The sequence below is a fragment of the Pinisolibacter sp. DMC19 genome, assembly GCF_056313985.1.
Window position 1 is genome coordinate 595,405 of record NZ_JBQUZF010000002.1, and the last position, 16,086, is coordinate 611,490.

The 16,086-nt window shown below is 70.4% G+C and carries 16 protein-coding genes; 8 read left to right on the top strand and 8 right to left on the bottom strand.

The window, feature by feature from the left end:
* Nucleotides 1-27: 27 nt before the first annotated feature.
* Nucleotides 28-2,757 carry an excinuclease ABC subunit UvrB gene (gene uvrB, locus ACT53U_RS07210; protein WP_476153749.1) on the top strand — a complete coding sequence of 910 codons (2,730 nt, stop codon included), beginning with the start codon at nt 28-30 and terminating at the stop codon, nt 2,755-2,757.
* Between the two features lie 228 nt (nt 2,758-2,985).
* On the opposite strand, the gene ACT53U_RS07215 is transcribed toward uvrB, so the two are convergent.
* Together ACT53U_RS07215 and ACT53U_RS07220 are read right to left on the bottom strand one after the other, a co-directional pair.
* Complete coding sequence (locus tag ACT53U_RS07215) at nt 2,986-3,966, bottom strand: PQQ-dependent catabolism-associated beta-propeller protein (RefSeq protein ID WP_476153750.1); 981 nt, start codon at nt 3,964-3,966, stop codon at nt 2,986-2,988.
* A gap of 68 nt (nt 3,967-4,034) precedes the next feature.
* Nucleotides 4,035-4,379 carry a hypothetical protein gene (locus ACT53U_RS07220; protein WP_476153751.1) on the bottom strand — a complete coding sequence of 115 codons (345 nt, stop codon included), beginning with the start codon at nt 4,377-4,379 and terminating at the stop codon, nt 4,035-4,037.
* 445 nt (nt 4,380-4,824) lie between these two features.
* Between ACT53U_RS07220 and ACT53U_RS07225 the strand changes: the two genes are divergently transcribed.
* Both ACT53U_RS07225 and ACT53U_RS07230 read left to right on the top strand, forming a co-directional pair.
* Complete coding sequence (locus ACT53U_RS07225) at nt 4,825-5,946, top strand: FIST N-terminal domain-containing protein (RefSeq protein WP_476153752.1); 1,122 nt, start codon at nt 4,825-4,827, stop codon at nt 5,944-5,946.
* Nucleotides 5,943-7,340, top strand: coding sequence for an ATP-binding response regulator (locus ACT53U_RS07230; RefSeq protein WP_476153753.1), 1,398 nt, complete (start codon nt 5,943-5,945; stop codon nt 7,338-7,340). The genes ACT53U_RS07225 and ACT53U_RS07230 overlap by 4 nt, the downstream gene beginning before the upstream one ends.
* Here ACT53U_RS07230 and ACT53U_RS07235 read toward each other — a convergent pair.
* A complete protein-coding gene (locus ACT53U_RS07235) occupies nt 7,303-7,977 on the bottom strand; it encodes a response regulator transcription factor (RefSeq protein WP_476153754.1) in 675 nt (224 codons plus the stop codon). The genes ACT53U_RS07230 and ACT53U_RS07235 overlap by 38 nt on opposite strands.
* Before the next feature lie 255 nt (nt 7,978-8,232).
* Here ACT53U_RS07235 and ACT53U_RS07240 point away from each other — a divergent pair, with 255 nt between their 5' ends.
* Genes ACT53U_RS07240 through ACT53U_RS07250 form a run of 3 tightly spaced genes read left to right on the top strand, consistent with a single transcriptional unit; the run spans nt 8,233 to nt 10,715 of the window.
* On the top strand, nt 8,233-9,237 hold the full coding sequence (locus ACT53U_RS07240; RefSeq protein WP_476153755.1) for an ABC transporter substrate-binding protein: 1,005 nt from the start codon (nt 8,233-8,235) through the stop codon (nt 9,235-9,237).
* Entirely contained in the window at nt 9,224-10,027 is an 804-nt protein-coding gene (locus ACT53U_RS07245) for an ABC transporter permease (protein WP_476153756.1), read from the top strand. The genes ACT53U_RS07240 and ACT53U_RS07245 overlap by 14 nt, the downstream gene beginning before the upstream one ends.
* Entirely contained in the window at nt 10,002-10,715 is a 714-nt protein-coding gene (locus ACT53U_RS07250; protein ID WP_476153757.1) for an ABC transporter ATP-binding protein, read from the top strand. The genes ACT53U_RS07245 and ACT53U_RS07250 overlap by 26 nt, the downstream gene beginning before the upstream one ends.
* 199 nt (nt 10,716-10,914) lie before the next feature.
* Here the strand turns inward: ACT53U_RS07250 and pqqE are convergent, their stop codons facing one another.
* The 5 genes from pqqE to pqqA are packed head-to-tail and all read right to left on the bottom strand — an operon-like array spanning nt 10,915 to nt 14,113.
* The gene (gene pqqE / locus ACT53U_RS07255) at nt 10,915-12,033 is read right to left on the bottom strand and encodes a pyrroloquinoline quinone biosynthesis protein PqqE (protein ID WP_476153758.1); all 1,119 of its coding nucleotides are present in this window, start codon (nt 12,031-12,033) and stop codon (nt 10,915-10,917) included.
* Nucleotides 12,030-12,311: a pyrroloquinoline quinone biosynthesis peptide chaperone PqqD gene (gene pqqD / locus ACT53U_RS07260; protein WP_476153759.1), complete on the bottom strand. Its 282-nt coding sequence runs from the start codon at nt 12,309-12,311 to the stop codon at nt 12,030-12,032. Before pqqD ends, pqqE begins: the two co-directional genes overlap by 4 nt.
* A gap of 1 nt (nt 12,312) precedes the next feature.
* Nucleotides 12,313-13,086: a pyrroloquinoline-quinone synthase PqqC gene (gene pqqC / locus ACT53U_RS07265; RefSeq protein WP_476154007.1), complete on the bottom strand. Its 774-nt coding sequence runs from the start codon at nt 13,084-13,086 to the stop codon at nt 12,313-12,315.
* Between the two features lie 5 nt (nt 13,087-13,091).
* Nucleotides 13,092-14,006, bottom strand: a complete 915-nt coding sequence (gene pqqB, locus ACT53U_RS07270; protein WP_476153760.1) for a pyrroloquinoline quinone biosynthesis protein PqqB — start codon at nt 14,004-14,006, stop codon at nt 13,092-13,094.
* 29 nt (nt 14,007-14,035) lie between these two features.
* Entirely contained in the window at nt 14,036-14,113 is a 78-nt protein-coding gene (gene pqqA, locus ACT53U_RS07275) for a pyrroloquinoline quinone precursor peptide PqqA (RefSeq protein WP_476136062.1), read from the bottom strand.
* A gap of 287 nt (nt 14,114-14,400) precedes the next feature.
* Between pqqA and ACT53U_RS07280 the strand changes: the two genes are divergently transcribed.
* Together ACT53U_RS07280 and ACT53U_RS07285 are read left to right on the top strand one after the other, a co-directional pair.
* Nucleotides 14,401-15,168, top strand: coding sequence for an ABC transporter ATP-binding protein (locus ACT53U_RS07280; protein WP_476153761.1), 768 nt, complete (start codon nt 14,401-14,403; stop codon nt 15,166-15,168).
* The gene (locus ACT53U_RS07285) at nt 15,165-15,986 is read left to right on the top strand and encodes an ABC transporter permease (protein ID WP_476153762.1); all 822 of its coding nucleotides are present in this window, start codon (nt 15,165-15,167) and stop codon (nt 15,984-15,986) included. Before ACT53U_RS07280 ends, ACT53U_RS07285 begins: the two co-directional genes overlap by 4 nt.
* The last annotated feature ends 100 nt before the right edge of the window (nt 15,987-16,086 follow it).

The following is a 16,086-nucleotide window of genomic DNA, read 5'->3' on the forward strand; positions in this document are numbered from 1 at the left end:
CGCAGCATCCCGCGCCATATTCGGGGCATGGCTCGCTCTCCCCGCTCCCCCGATTCCGGTTCCTCCTCCCCGGCGAAGCGCCGTCGCGGTCCGCTGACCGAAGGGCTCGACGCCTCGGCGCCGCTCGATCCGCCCTGGGCGGGCGGCGAAGACACGGCGCCGACCGGTTTCGCCGAAGCGCCGCAAGCGGGCTACGACGTCGGCGCGACGCCGCTCTCCGGCTCGATCGGCGACTGGGCGGAGGAGATCGCGCGGGCCGCCACGGCGCCCTCGCCGGCCCAGCCCAAGCCGCGCGGCCGGCCGAAGAAGGACGACGGCACCGCCACCGCCACGGAGCGCGTGGCGAGCGGGCTCAATGCGGTCTCCGGCCTCGAGATCGGCCTCGAGGAGGCCGCCAGCGCGCCGAAGGGCGGGGCGACCGCCACGGTCGAGGCGCTGTCGGCGCTGATCGCCTCGGGCAATCCGCTGTTCAAGGACGGCAAACTCTGGACGCCGCACCGGCCGGAGCGGCCGCCCAAGTCCGAGGGCGGCATCCGCTTCGAACTGGTCTCGCCTTACGAGCCCAAGGGCGACCAGCCGCAGGCGATCGCCGACCTCGTCGAGGGCGTCGAGCGTGGCGACCGCTGTCAGGTGCTGCTTGGCGTCACCGGTTCGGGCAAGACCTTCACCATGGCGCAGGTCATCGCCCGCACCCAGCGCCCGGCGCTGATCCTGGCGCCGAACAAGACGCTGGCGGCGCAGCTCTACGGCGAGTTCAAGTCGTTCTTCCCGAACAACGCGGTGGAGTATTTCGTCTCCTACTACGACTACTACCAGCCCGAGGCCTACGTGCCGCGGACGGACACCTACATCGAGAAGGAATCGTCGATCAACGAGCAGATCGACCGGATGCGCCACGCCGCCACCCGCTCGCTGCTCGAGCGCGACGACGTCATCATCGTCGCCTCGGTCTCCTGCATCTACGGTATCGGCTCGGTCGAGACCTATACCGCCATGACCTTCTCGATCGAGGTCGGCGAGCGCATGGACCAGCGCCAGCTGCTGGCGGACCTCGTGGCGCTGCACTATCGCCGCAACGACGCGTCCTTCCAGCGCGGCGCCTTCCGGGTGCGCGGCGACACGGTCGAGGTCTTCCCCGCCCACTTGGAAGACCGGGCGTGGCGGATCACCTTCTTCGGCGACGAGATCGAGGCGATCGACGAGTTCGACCCGCTGACGGGGCAGAAGTCACAGAGCCTCAAGTTCGTGAAGGTCTACGCGAACTCGCACTACGTCACGCCGAAACCCACCCTCCAGCAGGCGATCCAGTCGATCAAGGCGGAGCTGAAGCATCGCCTCGTCGAGCTGGAGAATGCCGGCCGGCTGCTCGAGATGCAGCGGCTGGAACAGCGCTGCACCTTCGACCTCGAGATGCTGGAGGCGACCGGTTCCTGCGCCGGCATCGAGAACTACTCCCGCTATCTCACCGGCCGCCGGCCGGGCGAGCCGCCGCCGACGCTGTTCGAATATCTGCCCGACGAGGCGCTGGTCTTCGCCGACGAGAGCCACGTCACCATTCCGCAGATCGGCGGCATGTATCGCGGCGACTTCCGGCGCAAGGCGACGCTGGCCGAATACGGCTTCCGTCTGCCCTCCTGCATGGACAACCGGCCGCTGCGCTTCGAGGAATGGAACGCCATGCGGCCGCAGACCGTCGCCGTCTCGGCAACGCCGTCGGCGTGGGAGATGGAGGAGGCCGGCGGCGTCTTCGTCGAACAGGTCATCCGCCCGACCGGCCTGATCGATCCGCAGATCGACATCCGTCCCGCCACCAAACAGGTCGAGGACCTGCTCGGCGAGGTGCGCGAGGTCGCCGCCCGCGGCAATCGCGTGCTGGTGACGACGCTGACCAAGCGCATGGCGGAAGATCTCACGGAATACTTCCACGAGAACGGCGTGCGCGTGCGCTACATGCATTCCGACGTCGAGACGCTCGAGCGCATCGAGATCATCCGCGACCTCAGGCTCGGGGCCTTCGACGTCCTCGTCGGCATCAACCTGCTGCGCGAGGGTCTCGACATCCCGGAATGCTCGCTGGTCGCCATTCTCGATGCCGACAAGGAGGGCTTCCTGCGCTCGGAGACCTCGCTGATCCAGACCATCGGCCGCGCCGCGCGCAACGTCGACGGGCGGGTGATCCTCTATGCCGATCACATGACCGGCTCGATGGAACGCGCCATCGCCGAGACGGATCGCCGCCGCGAGAAGCAGGTCGCCTACAACCTCGCCAACGGCATCACGCCGGAATCGATCAAGCGCAACATCTCCGACGTGCTCTCCTCGGTCTACGAGCAGGACCACGTCACGGTGGAGGCGGGCTTCGCCGAGGCGGGCCACCTCGTCGGCAACAACCTCGCCGCCCATCTCGACGACCTGCGCGGCCGCATGAAGGCGGCGGCGACCAACCTCGAGTTCGAGGAGGCGGCGCGCCTGCGCGACGAGATCAAGCGGCTGGAGGCGACCGAACTGGTGCTGGCCGACGACCCGCTGGCGCGCCAGGCCGCCGTCGACGACGCCACCGGCGGCTATGCCGGCGAGAAGAAATACGGCCGCGCCGCCAATCTGCCGCCGACGAAAGTCCGCAAGAATTCGCTCGACGAGATGACGGTCGGACGCACCGAGGTTCCGATGGGCGGCCCGGCGCCGAAGCGCCCGCCACCCTCGACCGCCGCCGGCACGGCGGGGTCGAAGGGCAAGGGACGGTTCCGGAAGCGGTGAGGCGTCCCGCAAGACGGGCGAAGATCCGAACGCTCCACTGTTCGGCTTCATCCTGACGCGCCTCTGTTCGGCTTCACCCTGAGGTGCCCGGCCATCGGCCGGGCCTCGAAGGGCGAAGCCACGACGGGCCGTGCCTCTCGGCCCTTCGCGCTTCGAAGCCCGGCTATGCCGGGCACCTCAGCATGAAGGGCCTCCGCTGGAGTCCGTCAGAGCGAGAATGAGCTCCCCTCACTTCGTCGGTCGGATCGCCGCGCCCCAGGGGTAGCGGCCGACGCGCACCGTGCGCAGTGCCGTCAGCGAGGCGACGTCGATCTCGGTGACGTCGCCGGAGACGCCGTTGGTCACCCACAGGCGGTCTTCTTCCGGCGTCAGGTCGAGCTGCCAGACGCGTTTGCCGACGAGGATGTATTTCTTCACCTTCAGCGTCTTCTGATCGACCACCGCAACGTGGTTGGCCGGCCCCAGGGCGACGAAGCCCCAGCGGCCGTCGGAGGTCAGGCGCATGCCGACCGGCTGGATCTTGTCGCGCGGCACGCCGGGGATGGCGAACTCGACCTTGCCGACGGGGGCCTTGGTCGCGCTGTCGATCACGGTGACGGTGCCGCCGATCTCGGAGGAGACCCAGAGCCGGCTGTCGTCCTTGGTGAAGACCGCGAAGCGCGGGCGCGGGTCGACGGGGATGTCGGCGACGCCGGTCTTGGACGCGACGTCGATCCAATGGGCCATGTTGGTGGTCTCGGCGGTGACGACCACCGACTTGCCGTCGTGCGAGAAACCGACGCCCTCGGGCTCCTCGCCGACCGGGACCTGACCGACCACGGCGCGGGTCTCGACGTCGACGAAGGTGGCGATGGCGTCGTTTTCGTTGGAGATCACCAGCGTCCGCCCGTCCGGCGACAGGGCGAAGAGCTCGGGATCGGCGCCGGAAGGCAGATCGTGCAGCAGCTTGCCGCTCGCCACGTCGAAGACCTGCACCGTGTCGCTGTCGGAAGCGCAGACGTAGAGCTTCGTGTGGTCGGTCGAGAAGACGATGCCGCGCGGCCGCTTGCCGACCTTCAGCGTGTCGACCACCTCGCCCTTGACCGTGTCGACGATCGAAATCGTGTTGTCCTTCTCGTTGGAGACGTAGAGAAGGTGGGCCTCGGCCGCGCTCGCGGAGAACGACAGGGCGAGGGCGGCGGCGAGGAGCGGCGTCAGACGGTGCGACATGGTTCTTCCCGCGATCGAGGGTCGAGACGGAGAGCGAGCCGCAGCCTCGGCGTGGCTCGCCCGCGACATCACTTGCGGCAGCCCTTCAGCTCCTTCTCCTCGATCGAGAAGACCTCGCCTTCGGTGACCTTGACGCCCTTGACCATGCAGGAGCGGCCCTTCACGTCGGTCAGCTTGGCGTCGTAGGTGCCCGACTTGACGCCGACGATCTTCAGCCGCTCGTCGTGATCGACGGTCTTGTCGTTGTCGTTGAGCGCCTGGTTGGCGCCCCATTCGGTGGTGCCGGCCGGCGCCAACCAGAGACCGTTGACGGTGTTTTCGGTGAGGTTCCAGAAGCGGGTGCGGGCGGCGGCGTCGGCGGTGGCGACGGCGGCGAGGACCGCGAGGACGGTCGCGGCGACGGTGCGATACATGGGTCTTCCCTCCCTGATGATGCGGACGGGGGCGTCGGCGGCGACGTGCCTTCGCGCGGCCTCGGATGCGGGGCCGCGTGTTCCGTTCGGGACGCAGGAGATCCGTGGCACGCGGGCGCGCGCCGGCCTCGATGCGGGCATGTGCTTCCTCCCCGGGATCGGCGATCGACGTCACCCTGCCTTTTCGGCTGTTCCCGAGGCGAGTGAAGCAGGCGACGCGCGGCGGCGTCCATTGTTCCTAGGTGCAGAATCGGACCGGCGGCGCGCCAGTCGCGAGTCGGTCGCGCTTGCCGAAGCGATCCGTGGCCGGGATAATGCGGCATCCGGCAAAGACCGAAGAACGAACGAACCGGACAGCGGAGGGGAAGCCTTGGCGATCGAACAACCGGACGCGCGCGGGCGCGAGCCGAAGAGGTCGGCCGGCTCCGAGAGCGTACGCGTCGCCGTGTCCGAAGCCTCGAACGCGGCCGACGCCGTCGCGGAGATCGCGGCGACGCTCGGCGATCGCGCGGCCATCGCCTTCGTCCTCGTCTTCGTCTGCGCCCGCCATTCCGCCGAGGCGGTCGCCGAGGCGCTCGCCGCCGCGTTTCCCGACGTCCCCCATGCCGGCTGCTCGACGGCCGGCGAATTCGCGCCGGTCGGACCGGTCGATGCGGGCCTCGTCGCGGTCGCCTTCCCGAAGGCCGACTTCGCCATCGCCTGCGCACCGCTGCGGGGGCTCTCGACCTTCGGGCTCGAGGACGGCGGCGGACGGCTCGCCGACCTCTGTCGCACGCTCGAGGCCGATCTCGGTCGCGGCGAGGGCGACACCTTCGCCCTGACCCTGCTCGATGGCCTGTGCCGCCGCGAGGAGGTGATCCTCGCCGCCCTGCAACAGGCGATGCCCGGCATGCCGATGGTCGGCGGTTCGAACGGCGACGACCTGTCGTTCCGCTCGACCTTCGTCATCGCCGACGGCGAGGTGGTGCGCGACGGCGGCCTCCTACTGCTGGTGCGGACGCCCCTGCCGTTCCGCCCCTTCGCCCACGACCACTTCGCCCCGACGGCGCGCAAGCTGGTCGTGACCGGCTGCGACGCCGACCAGCGGCGGGTCACCGAGATCGACGCCGAACCCGCCTGGGACGCCTTCGCGGCGGCGACGCTGGTCGATGCGAGCGGTGACGACGCCGATGTCTTCGCCGCCCATCCCCTGCTCGTCCGGATCGGCGGCGAGTACTATTGCCGCTCGATCCAGCGTCGCAACGACGACCGCAGTCTGTCGTTCTATTGCGCCATCGGCACCGGTGTCGTGCTGACCGTCGCCGAGACGCGCGAGATGGTCGGGGCGCTCGAACACGCGCTCGACGAGATCGATCGCGACCTCGGCGGCATCGACTTCGTGCTCGGCTTCGACTGCGTCCATCGCCGCATCGAGGCGGCGGGGCGGCAGGTCGCCGATCGCATCTCCGACGTCTTCCGCCGTTTCCGCGTCGTCGGCTTCAACACCTACGGCGAACAGTTCGACGCCATCCACCTCAACCACACCTTCACCGGCGTCGCCTTCGGCCGCCGGCAGGAGACACCATGACGCTGCGGGACGACCTTCGCGACGCCGAGACCGCACGTCTGCGCGACCGGATCGCCAAGCTCGAGAAGATCAACGCGGTGCTGATCGAGCGCGCCGAGACCAGTCTCGACGGGCGGGCCGACGCCTTCTCGCTGTTCCAGACCACCATCGGCCTCGAACGGCGCGTCCGGCGGCGCACCGACGAGCTGACCCATGCGCTGCGCCGGCTCGAACAGCTGAACGAGGAACTGGTGGAGGCGCGCGACCGCGCCGAGCGGGCCGATCTCTCCAAGACGCGCTTCCTCGCCCAGGCCGGCCACGACCTGCTGCAGCCGCTGGCCGCCGCCCGCCTCGCCTCGGCGGCGCTCGCGGAAATGCAGACCGAGAGCGACGGGCGACGCCTGTCGGCACAGGTCGAGCGCGCGCTCGCCTCGATCGAGGGGCTGCTCAAGACCATCCTCGACATCTCGCGGCTCGATGCCGGCGTGATGGTGCCGCGGATCGGCGCGGTGGCACTGGCGCCGCTGATGGAGGATCTGGCGACGGAGTTCGCCCCGACCGCCGAGCGCCGCGGCCTGCGCTTCGACGTGGTGCCGTCGAGCGCCCATGTCGCGACCGATCCCTTGATGCTCGAGCGCATCCTGCGCAACCTCGTCGGCAACGCGCTGCGCTACACCGAGAGCGGCCGCGTCCTCGTCGGTGTCCGGCGGCGCGAGGCGATGCTGCGGATCGACGTGATCGACACCGGTCCGGGCATTCCCGACGATCGCCACGAGGCGATCTTCGAGGAGTTCCACCGCGAACAGCGCCGGGTGCCGGACGGCGAGGTCGCCCTCGGGCTGGGCCTGTCGATCGTCCGGCGCCTCGCCGAGGTGCTCGGCCACCGCATCACGGTGGAGTCCGAGCCGGGGCGCGGCAGCCGCTTCTCGGTCGAACTGGCGATGGTGGAGGTCGACGTCGCGGCCGCGGCACAGATCGCCGTCGGCGCGCGGCCGACCGGCGATCTCGCGGGCACGCTGATCGCCGTCGTCGACAACGACCCGGCGGTGCGCGAGGCGACCGTCGAACTGGTCGGACGCTGGGGCTGCGCGACGATCGCGGCGGGGGCGGCGGAAGAGGCGATCGAGCAGGTCGCGGCCCTCGGGCGCCGGCCCGATCTGCTGCTGGTCGACTATCACCTCGACGAGGGCACCGGCCTCGACGCGCTGGAGGCGATGACCGCCGTCTGGGGTCCCGGCATTCCGGCGATCGTCGTGACCGCCGACCACGGACGCGAGATCGAGGAACGGCTGGCGGCGAACGGGCTCGAGCTGATGCGCAAGCCGGTGCGGCCGGCGGAGCTGCGCGCCCTCGTCGCCCACATGCTGGCGCGCGGCATCAACGGCGCAGCGTCGGAACGCTCGTCGGTTCGCTGAGCTGAGCCGGATCGATGCGCGCTGCCTCGATCACGGCCTGCGTGCGCGAGAAGACGCCGAGCTTGCGCAGGATCTCCGAGACATGCGCCTTGACCGTCGTTTCGCCGACGTCGAGCTCGTGGGCGATCTGCTTGTTGAGCTTGCCCTGGCGCAGCATCTGCAGCACGCGCAGCTGTTGCGGCGTCAGGCTCGACAGGCGGCTGGCGACGTCGTCGCCGCCGGATGCCCGGGCGGGCGCGGCGCGCGACGGGGCCACCGGCCAGGTGCCGCCGGAGAGCACGGTCGAGATCGCCTTGGCGATCTCGTTCTTCGGCGCCGACTTGGAGACGAAACCGGCCGCCCCGAGGGCGAGGGCGTCGCGCACGATGGCGGCGTCGTCGTGGGCGGAGACCACCAGCACCGGCAGTGAAGGAAACTTTCGGCGCAGCAGCGCGATGCCGTCGAAGCCGGTGGTGTCGGGCAGCGTCAGGTCGACCAGCGCGAGGTCGTAGCCGAGCCGGCGCTCGGCGATCATGTCGATCGCCGCGGCGAGTTCGGTCGCTTCGTGGATGTCGGCGTTCGGCGCGACGGCGCGCACGGCGATCTGGATCGCCTCGCGAAACAATGGATGATCGTCGACGATCAGAAAGGTCGTCATGGATTTCGTCTCTCCCCGCGCCGGCACTCTGTCGGTGCTCGTTCACGCGATCCTGAACCGCTTCGCCGTCCGCGGCAACGCCGACCCTCGTCCAATCGCCCTTCGTCGGGGCGGCGCTTCGACGAGGGGTGCCCGCGACGTCGCGATCTTCTCCCTGTTGGCAATGTCACGAAGCCGGCGACGCGTCTAGGCTCGACCGACATCCGTCCAGGAAGAGAGCCGCCCGAGCGGCCCGACGGAGGGGAGGAAGTCTCGATGTCACCCATCTCGCCGCGGCAATCGGCCGCCGCGCGTGCCTTCGTGTTCGGCCTCGCCATGCTGGTCTTCGCCGCACTGCCGGCGGCCGCCGCCGACCGGCTGCGCGTCGGCCTGCTCGAATTCGGCACGGTGTCGTGGCTGGTCGAGACCATGCGCGCCGAAGGGCTGGACACCGCGCACGACGTCGCGGTCGAGACGACGTCCTTCGCCTCCAACGACGCGGCGCGGATCGCCTTCCAGACCGGCGCGGTCGACGTCGTCGTCTCCGACCTCGTCTTCGCCGGACGGCGACGCGCCGAGGGACGACCGACGGTGTTCCAACCGCAGTCGGCCTCGGAGGGCGCGATCGTCGTCGCCGCCGCCTCGCCGATCCGCACGCTCGCCGATCTCGCCGGCCGCAAGATCGGCGTCGCCGGCGGCGCGCTCGACAAGAGCTGGCTCCTCCTCCAGGCGGAAGCCAAGCGCCGCCACGGCATCGACCTCTCCCGCGCCGCCGAGCCGGTCTTCGGCGCGCCGCCGATGCTGGCGCGCAAGCTCGAGACCGGCGAACTCGACGCCGCCCTCCTCTACTGGACCCAGTCGACCCGGCTCGAGGCCAAGGGCTTCCGGCGGCTCGCGGGTGTCGGCGAACTGGCGCGCGGCTTCGGCACCCGGGGCGACGTGGCGCTGGTCGGCTGGCTCTTCCACGGCGAGGACGTCGCGGCGCGACCCGCCGTCTACGACCGTTTCGTCGACGCGGTCGAGGCGACGGCGACGCGGATGGAGGACCCCGCCGTGTGGCCGCGCATCCGCCCCCTGATGCGGGCCGAGGACGACGCGACCTACGAGGCGCTGCGTCGGACCTTCCTCGCCGGCCGGCCGAAACGGCCGATCGCGGACGAAGAAGCGGACGCGCGCATCCTCTGGACGGCGCTGGCGGCGGCCGGCGGGCCGGAACTGGTCGGCAAGGCCACGGAATTGCCCGCCGGGCTCTATCGGACGCGCGGCGATGGCCGTCCCTGACGCGTCGCCCACTCGATCGCGCGAGGTCGCCGACGAACCGGGTGCGGCGACGCGGGTCCTCGCCCGGTTCGCCTCTCTGGCGGCGCTGGTCGCGCTCTGGCAGGTAGCGGCCGTGATCGCCGCATCGCCCGATCTCCCTTCGCCCGCCGCGGTCGCGCGTTTCGTCGGCGAGATCGCGGCGAGCGGCGGACTCGTCCGCCACCTCGGCGCGACGCTCGGCCGTGTCGCCCTCGCCTTCTCCGCGACGATGGTCTTCGGCACGGCGATCGGCGTGGCGCTGGGGCGGTCGCCGCGGGTCGATCTCTTCTTCGGCGGCTGGCTGATCGCCGGGCTGAACCTGCCGGCGCTGCTCGTCGCGGTGCTCGCCTATGTCTGGCTCGGGCTGACCGACACGGCGGCGATCGTCGCGGTGGCACTCAACAAGATCCCGTCGGTCGCGGTGACGATGCGCGAGGGCGCCCGCAGCTTCGATCCCAAGCTCGACCAGATGGCGCGCGTCTTCGCCTTCGGCCGCATCACCCGTCTGCGCCACGTGATCCTGCCGGCGCTCGCGCCCTTCGCGGCGGCGGCGGCGCGGAATGCCCTGGCGCAAGTGTTCAAGATCGTCCTCTTCGTCGAGTTGCTCGGCCGGTCGACCGGCGTCGGCGCGGCGATCCACACCGCCTTCCAACTCTTCGACCTGCGCGCGGTGATGGGCTGGTCGCTCGCCTTCGTCGCCGTCGTCCTCGTCGTCGAACAACTGGTCATGGAGCCGCTCGAACGTCATGTCTCCCTCTGGCGCCGTCGTTGAACTCGACATCCGCGAGAAGCGGCACGGCCGCGGCGCGGCCCGCCGGACCGTGCTCGCCGACGTGCCGCTGGCGGTGAAGCCGGGGCAGTGCGTCTGCATCATGGGGCCGTCGGGGGTCGGCAAGACGACGCTGCTCGCCATCCTCGCCGGGCTCGACGACGACTTCGACGGCGCCCGGGCGCCGATCGACGGCCGCCTCGGCATGGTGTTCCAGGAGCCGCGGCTCATCCCCTGGCGCAGCGTCCGCCGCAATCTGGCACTCGCCGCGCCCGACGCCGGACCGGAGCGGATCGAGGCGGCGCTGCGGCGCTGCCGGGTCGACGAGGCGCTCTTCGACCGTATGCCCGAGACGCTGTCGCTCGGCGAACAGCGCCGCGTCGCGCTCGCCCGGGCGCTGGCCGTCGAGCCCGCCCTGCTCGTCCTCGACGAGCCGCTCGCCTCGCTCGACGAGGCGACGACGCGCGATCTCCGCGCGGTGATCGCGGCGATCCCGACCGACGAGACCACCGCCGTGGTGATGGTGGAGCACGATCTCGAGAGCGCGCTGGCGGTCGCCGACCGCATCGTCCGGCTGGAGGGCACGCCGGGACGGATCGCGCGGGCGGCCTCGATCGAGCGCCCGCGCGGGGACCGCGACGCCGCCTGGCTCGCGGCCGAGGCCGACCGGCTGCGCGGGCTCGGGTTCTGAGACCGACGAGCGAATCTCCACCGATCGGCCTGTTGCAGAGGCCCTTCATGCTGAGGTGCCCGGCGCAGCCGGGCCTCGAAGCGCGAAGGGCCGGGTGGCACGGCCCGTCATGGCTTCGCCCTTCGAGGCCCGGCCGATGGCCGGGCACCTCAGGGTGAAGCCGAACGATAGGCAGAGCATCGGACCGGCACGACCCGGCTCAGCGTCCGCGCCAGAGGATCTCGACGTCGCGCCCCTCGGCGGCGGCTTCGGCCGCGGCGAGGGCGGCGACGCGGGCGTGGGCGGGCGACTTGTGGCAGGCGGGATCGGCGGCGGCGGCATCACCGACCAGGGCCAGCGCCTGACAGCGGCAGCCGCCCCAGTCGATCTCCTTGCGATCGCAGGACGAGCAGGGCTCGGGCATCCAGTCGGTGCCGCGATAGGCGACAAAGGCCGGGCTCTCGCTCCAGATCTCGGCGAGCGGGCGGTCCTTGACGTTCCAGAACTCGAGATGGCGGATCGTCTCGGCGGCGTGGCAGGGCAGGACCTTGCCCGACGGGGTGACGTTGAGCGAACGCCGGCCCCAGCCGCCCGAGCAGGGCTTGGGGTGACGGGCGTAGTAGTCGGGGATCACCATGTCGACGACCATCCGCCCCTCGAGCCGGGGACGGGCGGCCTCGACCACGGCGATCGCCTCGTCGACGGCGGCGCGCGACGGCATCAGCGCCGCTCGATTGGCGAGCGCCCAGCCGTAATACTGGGTGTGGGCGACCTCCAGACGCTTGGCACCGAGATCGAGGGCGAGGTCGATCATCGCGCCGACCTCGGCGATGTTGCCGCGATGGATCACGGCATTCACGGTGAGCGGCAGACCGGCCTCGGTCACCATCGCCGCCACCACGCGCTTCTTGAGATAGCCGCCGTCGTAGCCGCCGAGCCGGTCGTTGGTCTCGGCAGTCGCGCCTTGGAACGACAGCTGGACGTGATCGAGCCCGGCCGCGACCAGCGACGCGAACAGGGTCTCGGAGACGCCGATGCCGGAGGTGATGAGGTTGGAATAGAGGCCGATCTCGGCGCAGTGGCGCGTCAGCTCGACGATGTCGCGTCGCGCCGTCGGTTCGCCGCCGGAGAGGTGGACGTGCAGCGCCCCCATCGCCGTCGCCTCGGAGAGCACGCGTTTCCAGGTCTCGGTGTCGAGTTCGGCGCCGCGCTGCTCGAGCGTCAGCGGATTGGAACAGTGCGGGCAGGCGAGCGGGCAGCGATGAGTCAGCTCGGCGAGGATGCCCATCGGCGCCGGGATCGCGGCGGTGGGGCGGAAGGGCTGGGCCGCGGCGGTCATGTCTCGAGCACTCTCTTGGCGGCGAGATCGCCGAGCATGGCGGCGACGTCGGCCTCGACTTCCGGCGCCGGCGCGCCGTAGCGCTCGGCGAGCGTCGCGGCGATCGCCCGGACGTCGCGCTCGCCGTCGCAGAGTTCGACCACCGCGGCGGCGATCTCGTCGACGCGGAAGGCGCGCTCCGGGGCGAGCAGCATCCAGCCGCCGCGCACGTCGTCGCGGCGCAGCTTGACGCCGCGCGGCAGGCGGGGACGGGCGACGAGGGCGAGCGGGTTGCTCATGTCACGCCCCCGAGATCGTCGGGCGGAAGGCGCCGGGCGGGATCAGGCCGGGCGTGACATAGGCGTGATGCAGCGCATCGAGTTGGGCCCACAGGACCTCGGTCTTGAAGGTCAGCGCGTCGAGCGCCGCCTGTTGCTCGGCGGCCGTCAGGGCATGGCGCTTCACCCAGTCGAGGGCGAAGTCGGCATCGCGCGGCGCCTGATCGAGGCGGCGGCGGAAATAGGCGACGACCTTCTCGTCGATGAAGTCGTAGTTCGCCAGCATGCCGTCGATGCGGCGGCGATGGATCGACGGGGCGAAGAGTTCGGTCAGGCTGGAGGCGACCGCCTCGAGCAGGGTGTTGTCCTGGACGAAGCGGACGTAGGCCTCGACCGCGAAACGGGTCGCCGGCAGCGCACCCTTGGTCGAGATCACGTAGTCGCGCGGCAGACCGAGACCGTCGGTCAGCACCAGCCAGCGCTCGATGCCGCCGGCATCCTCGCCGAAACCGTCGTGATCGGTGATACGGTGCAGCCATTCGCGGCGCAGTTCGCGATCGGTGCAGCGGCCCATCAGCGCCGCGTCCTTGCGCGGGATCGCCGCCTGATAGCAGTAGCGGTTGAGCGCCCAGGCCTGGACCTGACCCTTCGTGAGATGCCCGCCGTGCAGCAGGTCGTGGAACGGGTGGAGATCGTGATAGCGGGCGGCGCCGATGGCGCGCAGCGCGGCTTCGAGGCCCTCGGGGCTCAGCGGCTCGGCCAGGGGGGCGGCGAGCGGCGGCTGCGGGGTGATCATGGCGTTCATGGGACGACCTCCATGCCGTCGTGTCCGATCTCCCAACCCGCGGCCTCGACGCGTGCCGCCTCGGGCGATCCCTCGATCAGCGCGGGGTTGGAATTGTTGATGTGGACGAAGATCTTGCGCACGCCGACATGGTGCGCGAAGGCCTCCGTCGTCGAGCCTTCTCCGGTCATCGGCATGTGGCCCATGCGACGGCCGGTCTTGTCGCCGAGCCCCTCGCGGATCATCTCCTCGTCGTCGAAGAGCGTCCCGTCGAAGAGCACGGCATGGGCGCGGGCGATCCGCGCCTCGAGCGCCGGCGTCATGCGGGCGCAGCCGGGCACGTAGAGCAGGCGTCGACCGCCGCCCTCGATCGCCACGCCGACCGTCCCTTCCGTCTCCGCGTCGGTGACGACCTCTGCCTCCTCGAGCCAGAGCGGCACCTTGCCGGGGACCATGAAGAGTTCGACCGACAGCCCCTCGAGCGGCTCGAAGGCCTCGCCGAGCGGCACGACGCGGCGTTCGACGACGTCATGGGCGACGACATCGAAGATCCGGTTGGCGGCGAGCGTGTCGAGCGTCGCCTTCGTGCCGAACAGCGTCAAGGGTTGCCGCTCACGTAAGGTGAGCAGGCCGGTGACGTGGTCGACGTCGGTGTTGGTCGGCAGGACGGCGGCGATCGGCGAATGCCGGTCGTCACCGCGGGGACGAAGCGCGGGCGTGTCGGTGATCTGCCGGCGCAGATCGGGCGAGGCGTTGAGCAACAGCCAGCGCTCGCCGTCGACGGAGACGGCGAGAGAGGACTGCGTGCGATGGCGAACCCGCGGGTCGCCGGCCCAGGCCAGGCGACAGACGCGGCAGCGGCAGTTCCATTGCGGCACGCCGCCGCCGGCGCCCGATCCCAACACGATCGCGCGAAGAGCAGGCCCGGTCATGGGCGCCTCGCGCAATGGTCTGTGGTCGATCAGTATTCCGGCGGGAAATAGCCGTTGATCTCGAGGCCGACGCAGATTTCTTCGACGCGGGGCTTGGTCCAACGCATGTGAGTATCCTCCCGTTTGTGTCGCTCGCCACGGTATTGTTTTGCCGATCACATCGAGGGTGACCGGTCGGCGAGCATGAGAGAAAGGGTGACTTCGCGCCGTCTCGACGTCAACGCTTCCCGTGGCGTTCCGACCGAAAGGAGGAGGCGCAGCCCATTTCACGATCTTTGCCAAGGACTTCGACGCGAATGCGCGTTCCGGTGCCGGCGCAGGCCACGACGGCGGCGTTGACCGGTCGGCGGCGATGCGTGCAGCCTTCGAAAAAACAACGAGCCGGGAGGGGCCGATGACCAGGGAGGAGACGGGCGACGTCCGCGCCGACGACGCGCTGGTGGTTGCCCATGTCGCGCATGCCTATGGCGCACGCAAGGCGCTCGACGACGTGTCGCTCACCGTCGCCCGCGGCCGTTTCGTCGCGCTGCTCGGGCCGAACGGCGCCGGCAAGTCGACGCTCGTCTCGCTGATCTCCGGCCTCTTCCACGCCCGCGTCGGGTCGGTGACGATCGCCGGCCACGACATCCGCCGCCGCTCGACGTCGGCGCTGGCCCGCCTCGGCATCGTCTTCCAGAGCCGCACGCTCGATCTCGATCTCTCGGTCGCCGGCAATCTCGCCCACCACGCTGCGCTGCACGGCATGGCGCGGGGCGAAGGCCGTGCGCGGGCCGAGGCGCTGCTTTCCCGTTTCGGTCTCGCCGACCGTGCCCGCGAACCGGTCCGGGCGCTGTCGGGCGGCCAGCAGCGGCGGGTCGAGATCGCCCGCGCGCTCCTCCATGCGCCCGACCTTCTGGTGCTCGACGAGCCGACCGTCGGGCTCGACCCGACCTCGCGCGCCGATCTGATCGCACTCGTCCGCCGTCTCGTCGCCGAAGACGGGATCGGCGTCCTCTGGGCGACCCATCTCTTCGACGAGGTGCGGGCGGAGGATGAGGTCGTCGTGCTCCATCGCGGTATCGTCCGCTTCTCCGGGCAGGCCGCGGCGCTCGAGGCGAGCGACGGATCGCTCGCCGCCGGCTTCGCCCGGCTGACGGAAGCGACGCGGGAGACGGCGGCATGAACGGGCGCCCCCTCCGCGAGAGAGACCCGGCCCACCGCCCGATCGCCTGGATACGCTGTTTCCTCGGCATCGTGCGACGCGATCTCGCCCGTTTCGTGCTGCAACGGGGGCGCTTCTTCTCGGCGCTCGTCCGTCCGCTCGTCTGGCTCTTCGTCTTCGCCGCCGGCTTCCGCTCGGTGCTCGGCGTGTCGATCATCCCGCCCTACAAGACCTACGTGCCCTACGAGGTCTATGTGACGCCGGGGCTCTGCGCGATGATCCTCTTGTTCGGGGGCATGCAGGCGTCGCTGTCGATGGTCTACGACCGCGAGATGGGCTCGATGCGGGCGCTGCTCGTCAGCCCCTTCCCGCGCTGGTTCCTGCTCTTTTCGAAACTCGTCGGAGGCGTCGTCGTCTGCGTCGTGCAGGTCTACGTCTTCCTCGCGGTCGCCTGGGTTTGGGAGGTCCGGGCGCCGCTCTCGGGCTATGTCACGGTCTTCCCGGCACTGGTGCTCGGCGGGGCGATGTTGGGGGCGATCGGGCTGGTGCTCTCTTCCGTCATCCGCCAACTCGAGAACTTCGCCAGCGTGATGAACTTCGTGATCTTTCCGATGTTCTTCACCTCGTCCGCGCTCTACCCGCTGTGGAAGGTCGAGGAATCGAGCCCCCTCCTCCATGCGATCTGCCTCGCCAATCCCTTCACCCATGCGGTGGAGCTGATCCGCTTCGCCCTCCACGGCCGTTTCGAGCCGGTGGCCTTCGCAGTCGTGGCCGGCGTGACGATCGTCGCCTCTGCCATCGCCGTCGCCGCCTACGATCCGATGCGGCGGAAGGCTTGATGAACCGAATTTCGGTTTATCTTGCACCAAAGCAGAAGCCGCCGGGATCGCGGCTTCCGACCTAGGTCGAAAGCGCAGGGCCGAGGCCGCGCGTATGCTC

What these genes read in the sequence shown, in the direction of transcription:
- ACT53U_RS07215 (WP_476153750.1), bottom strand. Translation starts at nt 3,966, where the DNA reads ATGTCGCACCGTCTGACGCCGCTCCTCGCCGCCGCCCTCGCCCTGTCG.
- pqqA (WP_476136062.1), bottom strand. Translation starts at nt 14,113, where the DNA reads ATGCGTTGGACCAAGCCCCGCGTCGAAGAAATCTGCGTCGGCCTCGAG.
- pqqD (WP_476153759.1), bottom strand. Translation starts at nt 12,311, where the DNA reads ATGAGCAACCCGCTCGCCCTCGTCGCCCGTCCCCGCCTGCCGCGCGGC.
- pqqB (WP_476153760.1), bottom strand. Translation starts at nt 14,006, where the DNA reads ATGACCGGGCCTGCTCTTCGCGCGATCGTGTTGGGATCGGGCGCCGGC.
- ACT53U_RS07250 (WP_476153757.1), top strand. Translation starts at nt 10,002, where the DNA reads ATGTCTCCCTCTGGCGCCGTCGTTGAACTCGACATCCGCGAGAAGCGG.
- ACT53U_RS07285 (WP_476153762.1), top strand. Translation starts at nt 15,165, where the DNA reads ATGAACGGGCGCCCCCTCCGCGAGAGAGACCCGGCCCACCGCCCGATC.
- ACT53U_RS07230 (WP_476153753.1), top strand. Translation starts at nt 5,943, where the DNA reads ATGACGCTGCGGGACGACCTTCGCGACGCCGAGACCGCACGTCTGCGC.
- ACT53U_RS07235 (WP_476153754.1), bottom strand. Translation starts at nt 7,977, where the DNA reads ATGACGACCTTTCTGATCGTCGACGATCATCCATTGTTTCGCGAGGCG.
- ACT53U_RS07240 (WP_476153755.1), top strand. Translation starts at nt 8,233, where the DNA reads ATGTCACCCATCTCGCCGCGGCAATCGGCCGCCGCGCGTGCCTTCGTG.
- ACT53U_RS07245 (WP_476153756.1), top strand. Translation starts at nt 9,224, where the DNA reads ATGGCCGTCCCTGACGCGTCGCCCACTCGATCGCGCGAGGTCGCCGAC.
- pqqC (WP_476154007.1), bottom strand. Translation starts at nt 13,086, where the DNA reads ATGATCACCCCGCAGCCGCCGCTCGCCGCCCCCCTGGCCGAGCCGCTG.
- uvrB (WP_476153749.1), top strand. Translation starts at nt 28, where the DNA reads ATGGCTCGCTCTCCCCGCTCCCCCGATTCCGGTTCCTCCTCCCCGGCG.
- ACT53U_RS07220 (WP_476153751.1), bottom strand. Translation starts at nt 4,379, where the DNA reads ATGTATCGCACCGTCGCCGCGACCGTCCTCGCGGTCCTCGCCGCCGTC.
- pqqE (WP_476153758.1), bottom strand. Translation starts at nt 12,033, where the DNA reads ATGACCGCCGCGGCCCAGCCCTTCCGCCCCACCGCCGCGATCCCGGCG.
- ACT53U_RS07280 (WP_476153761.1), top strand. Translation starts at nt 14,401, where the DNA reads ATGACCAGGGAGGAGACGGGCGACGTCCGCGCCGACGACGCGCTGGTG.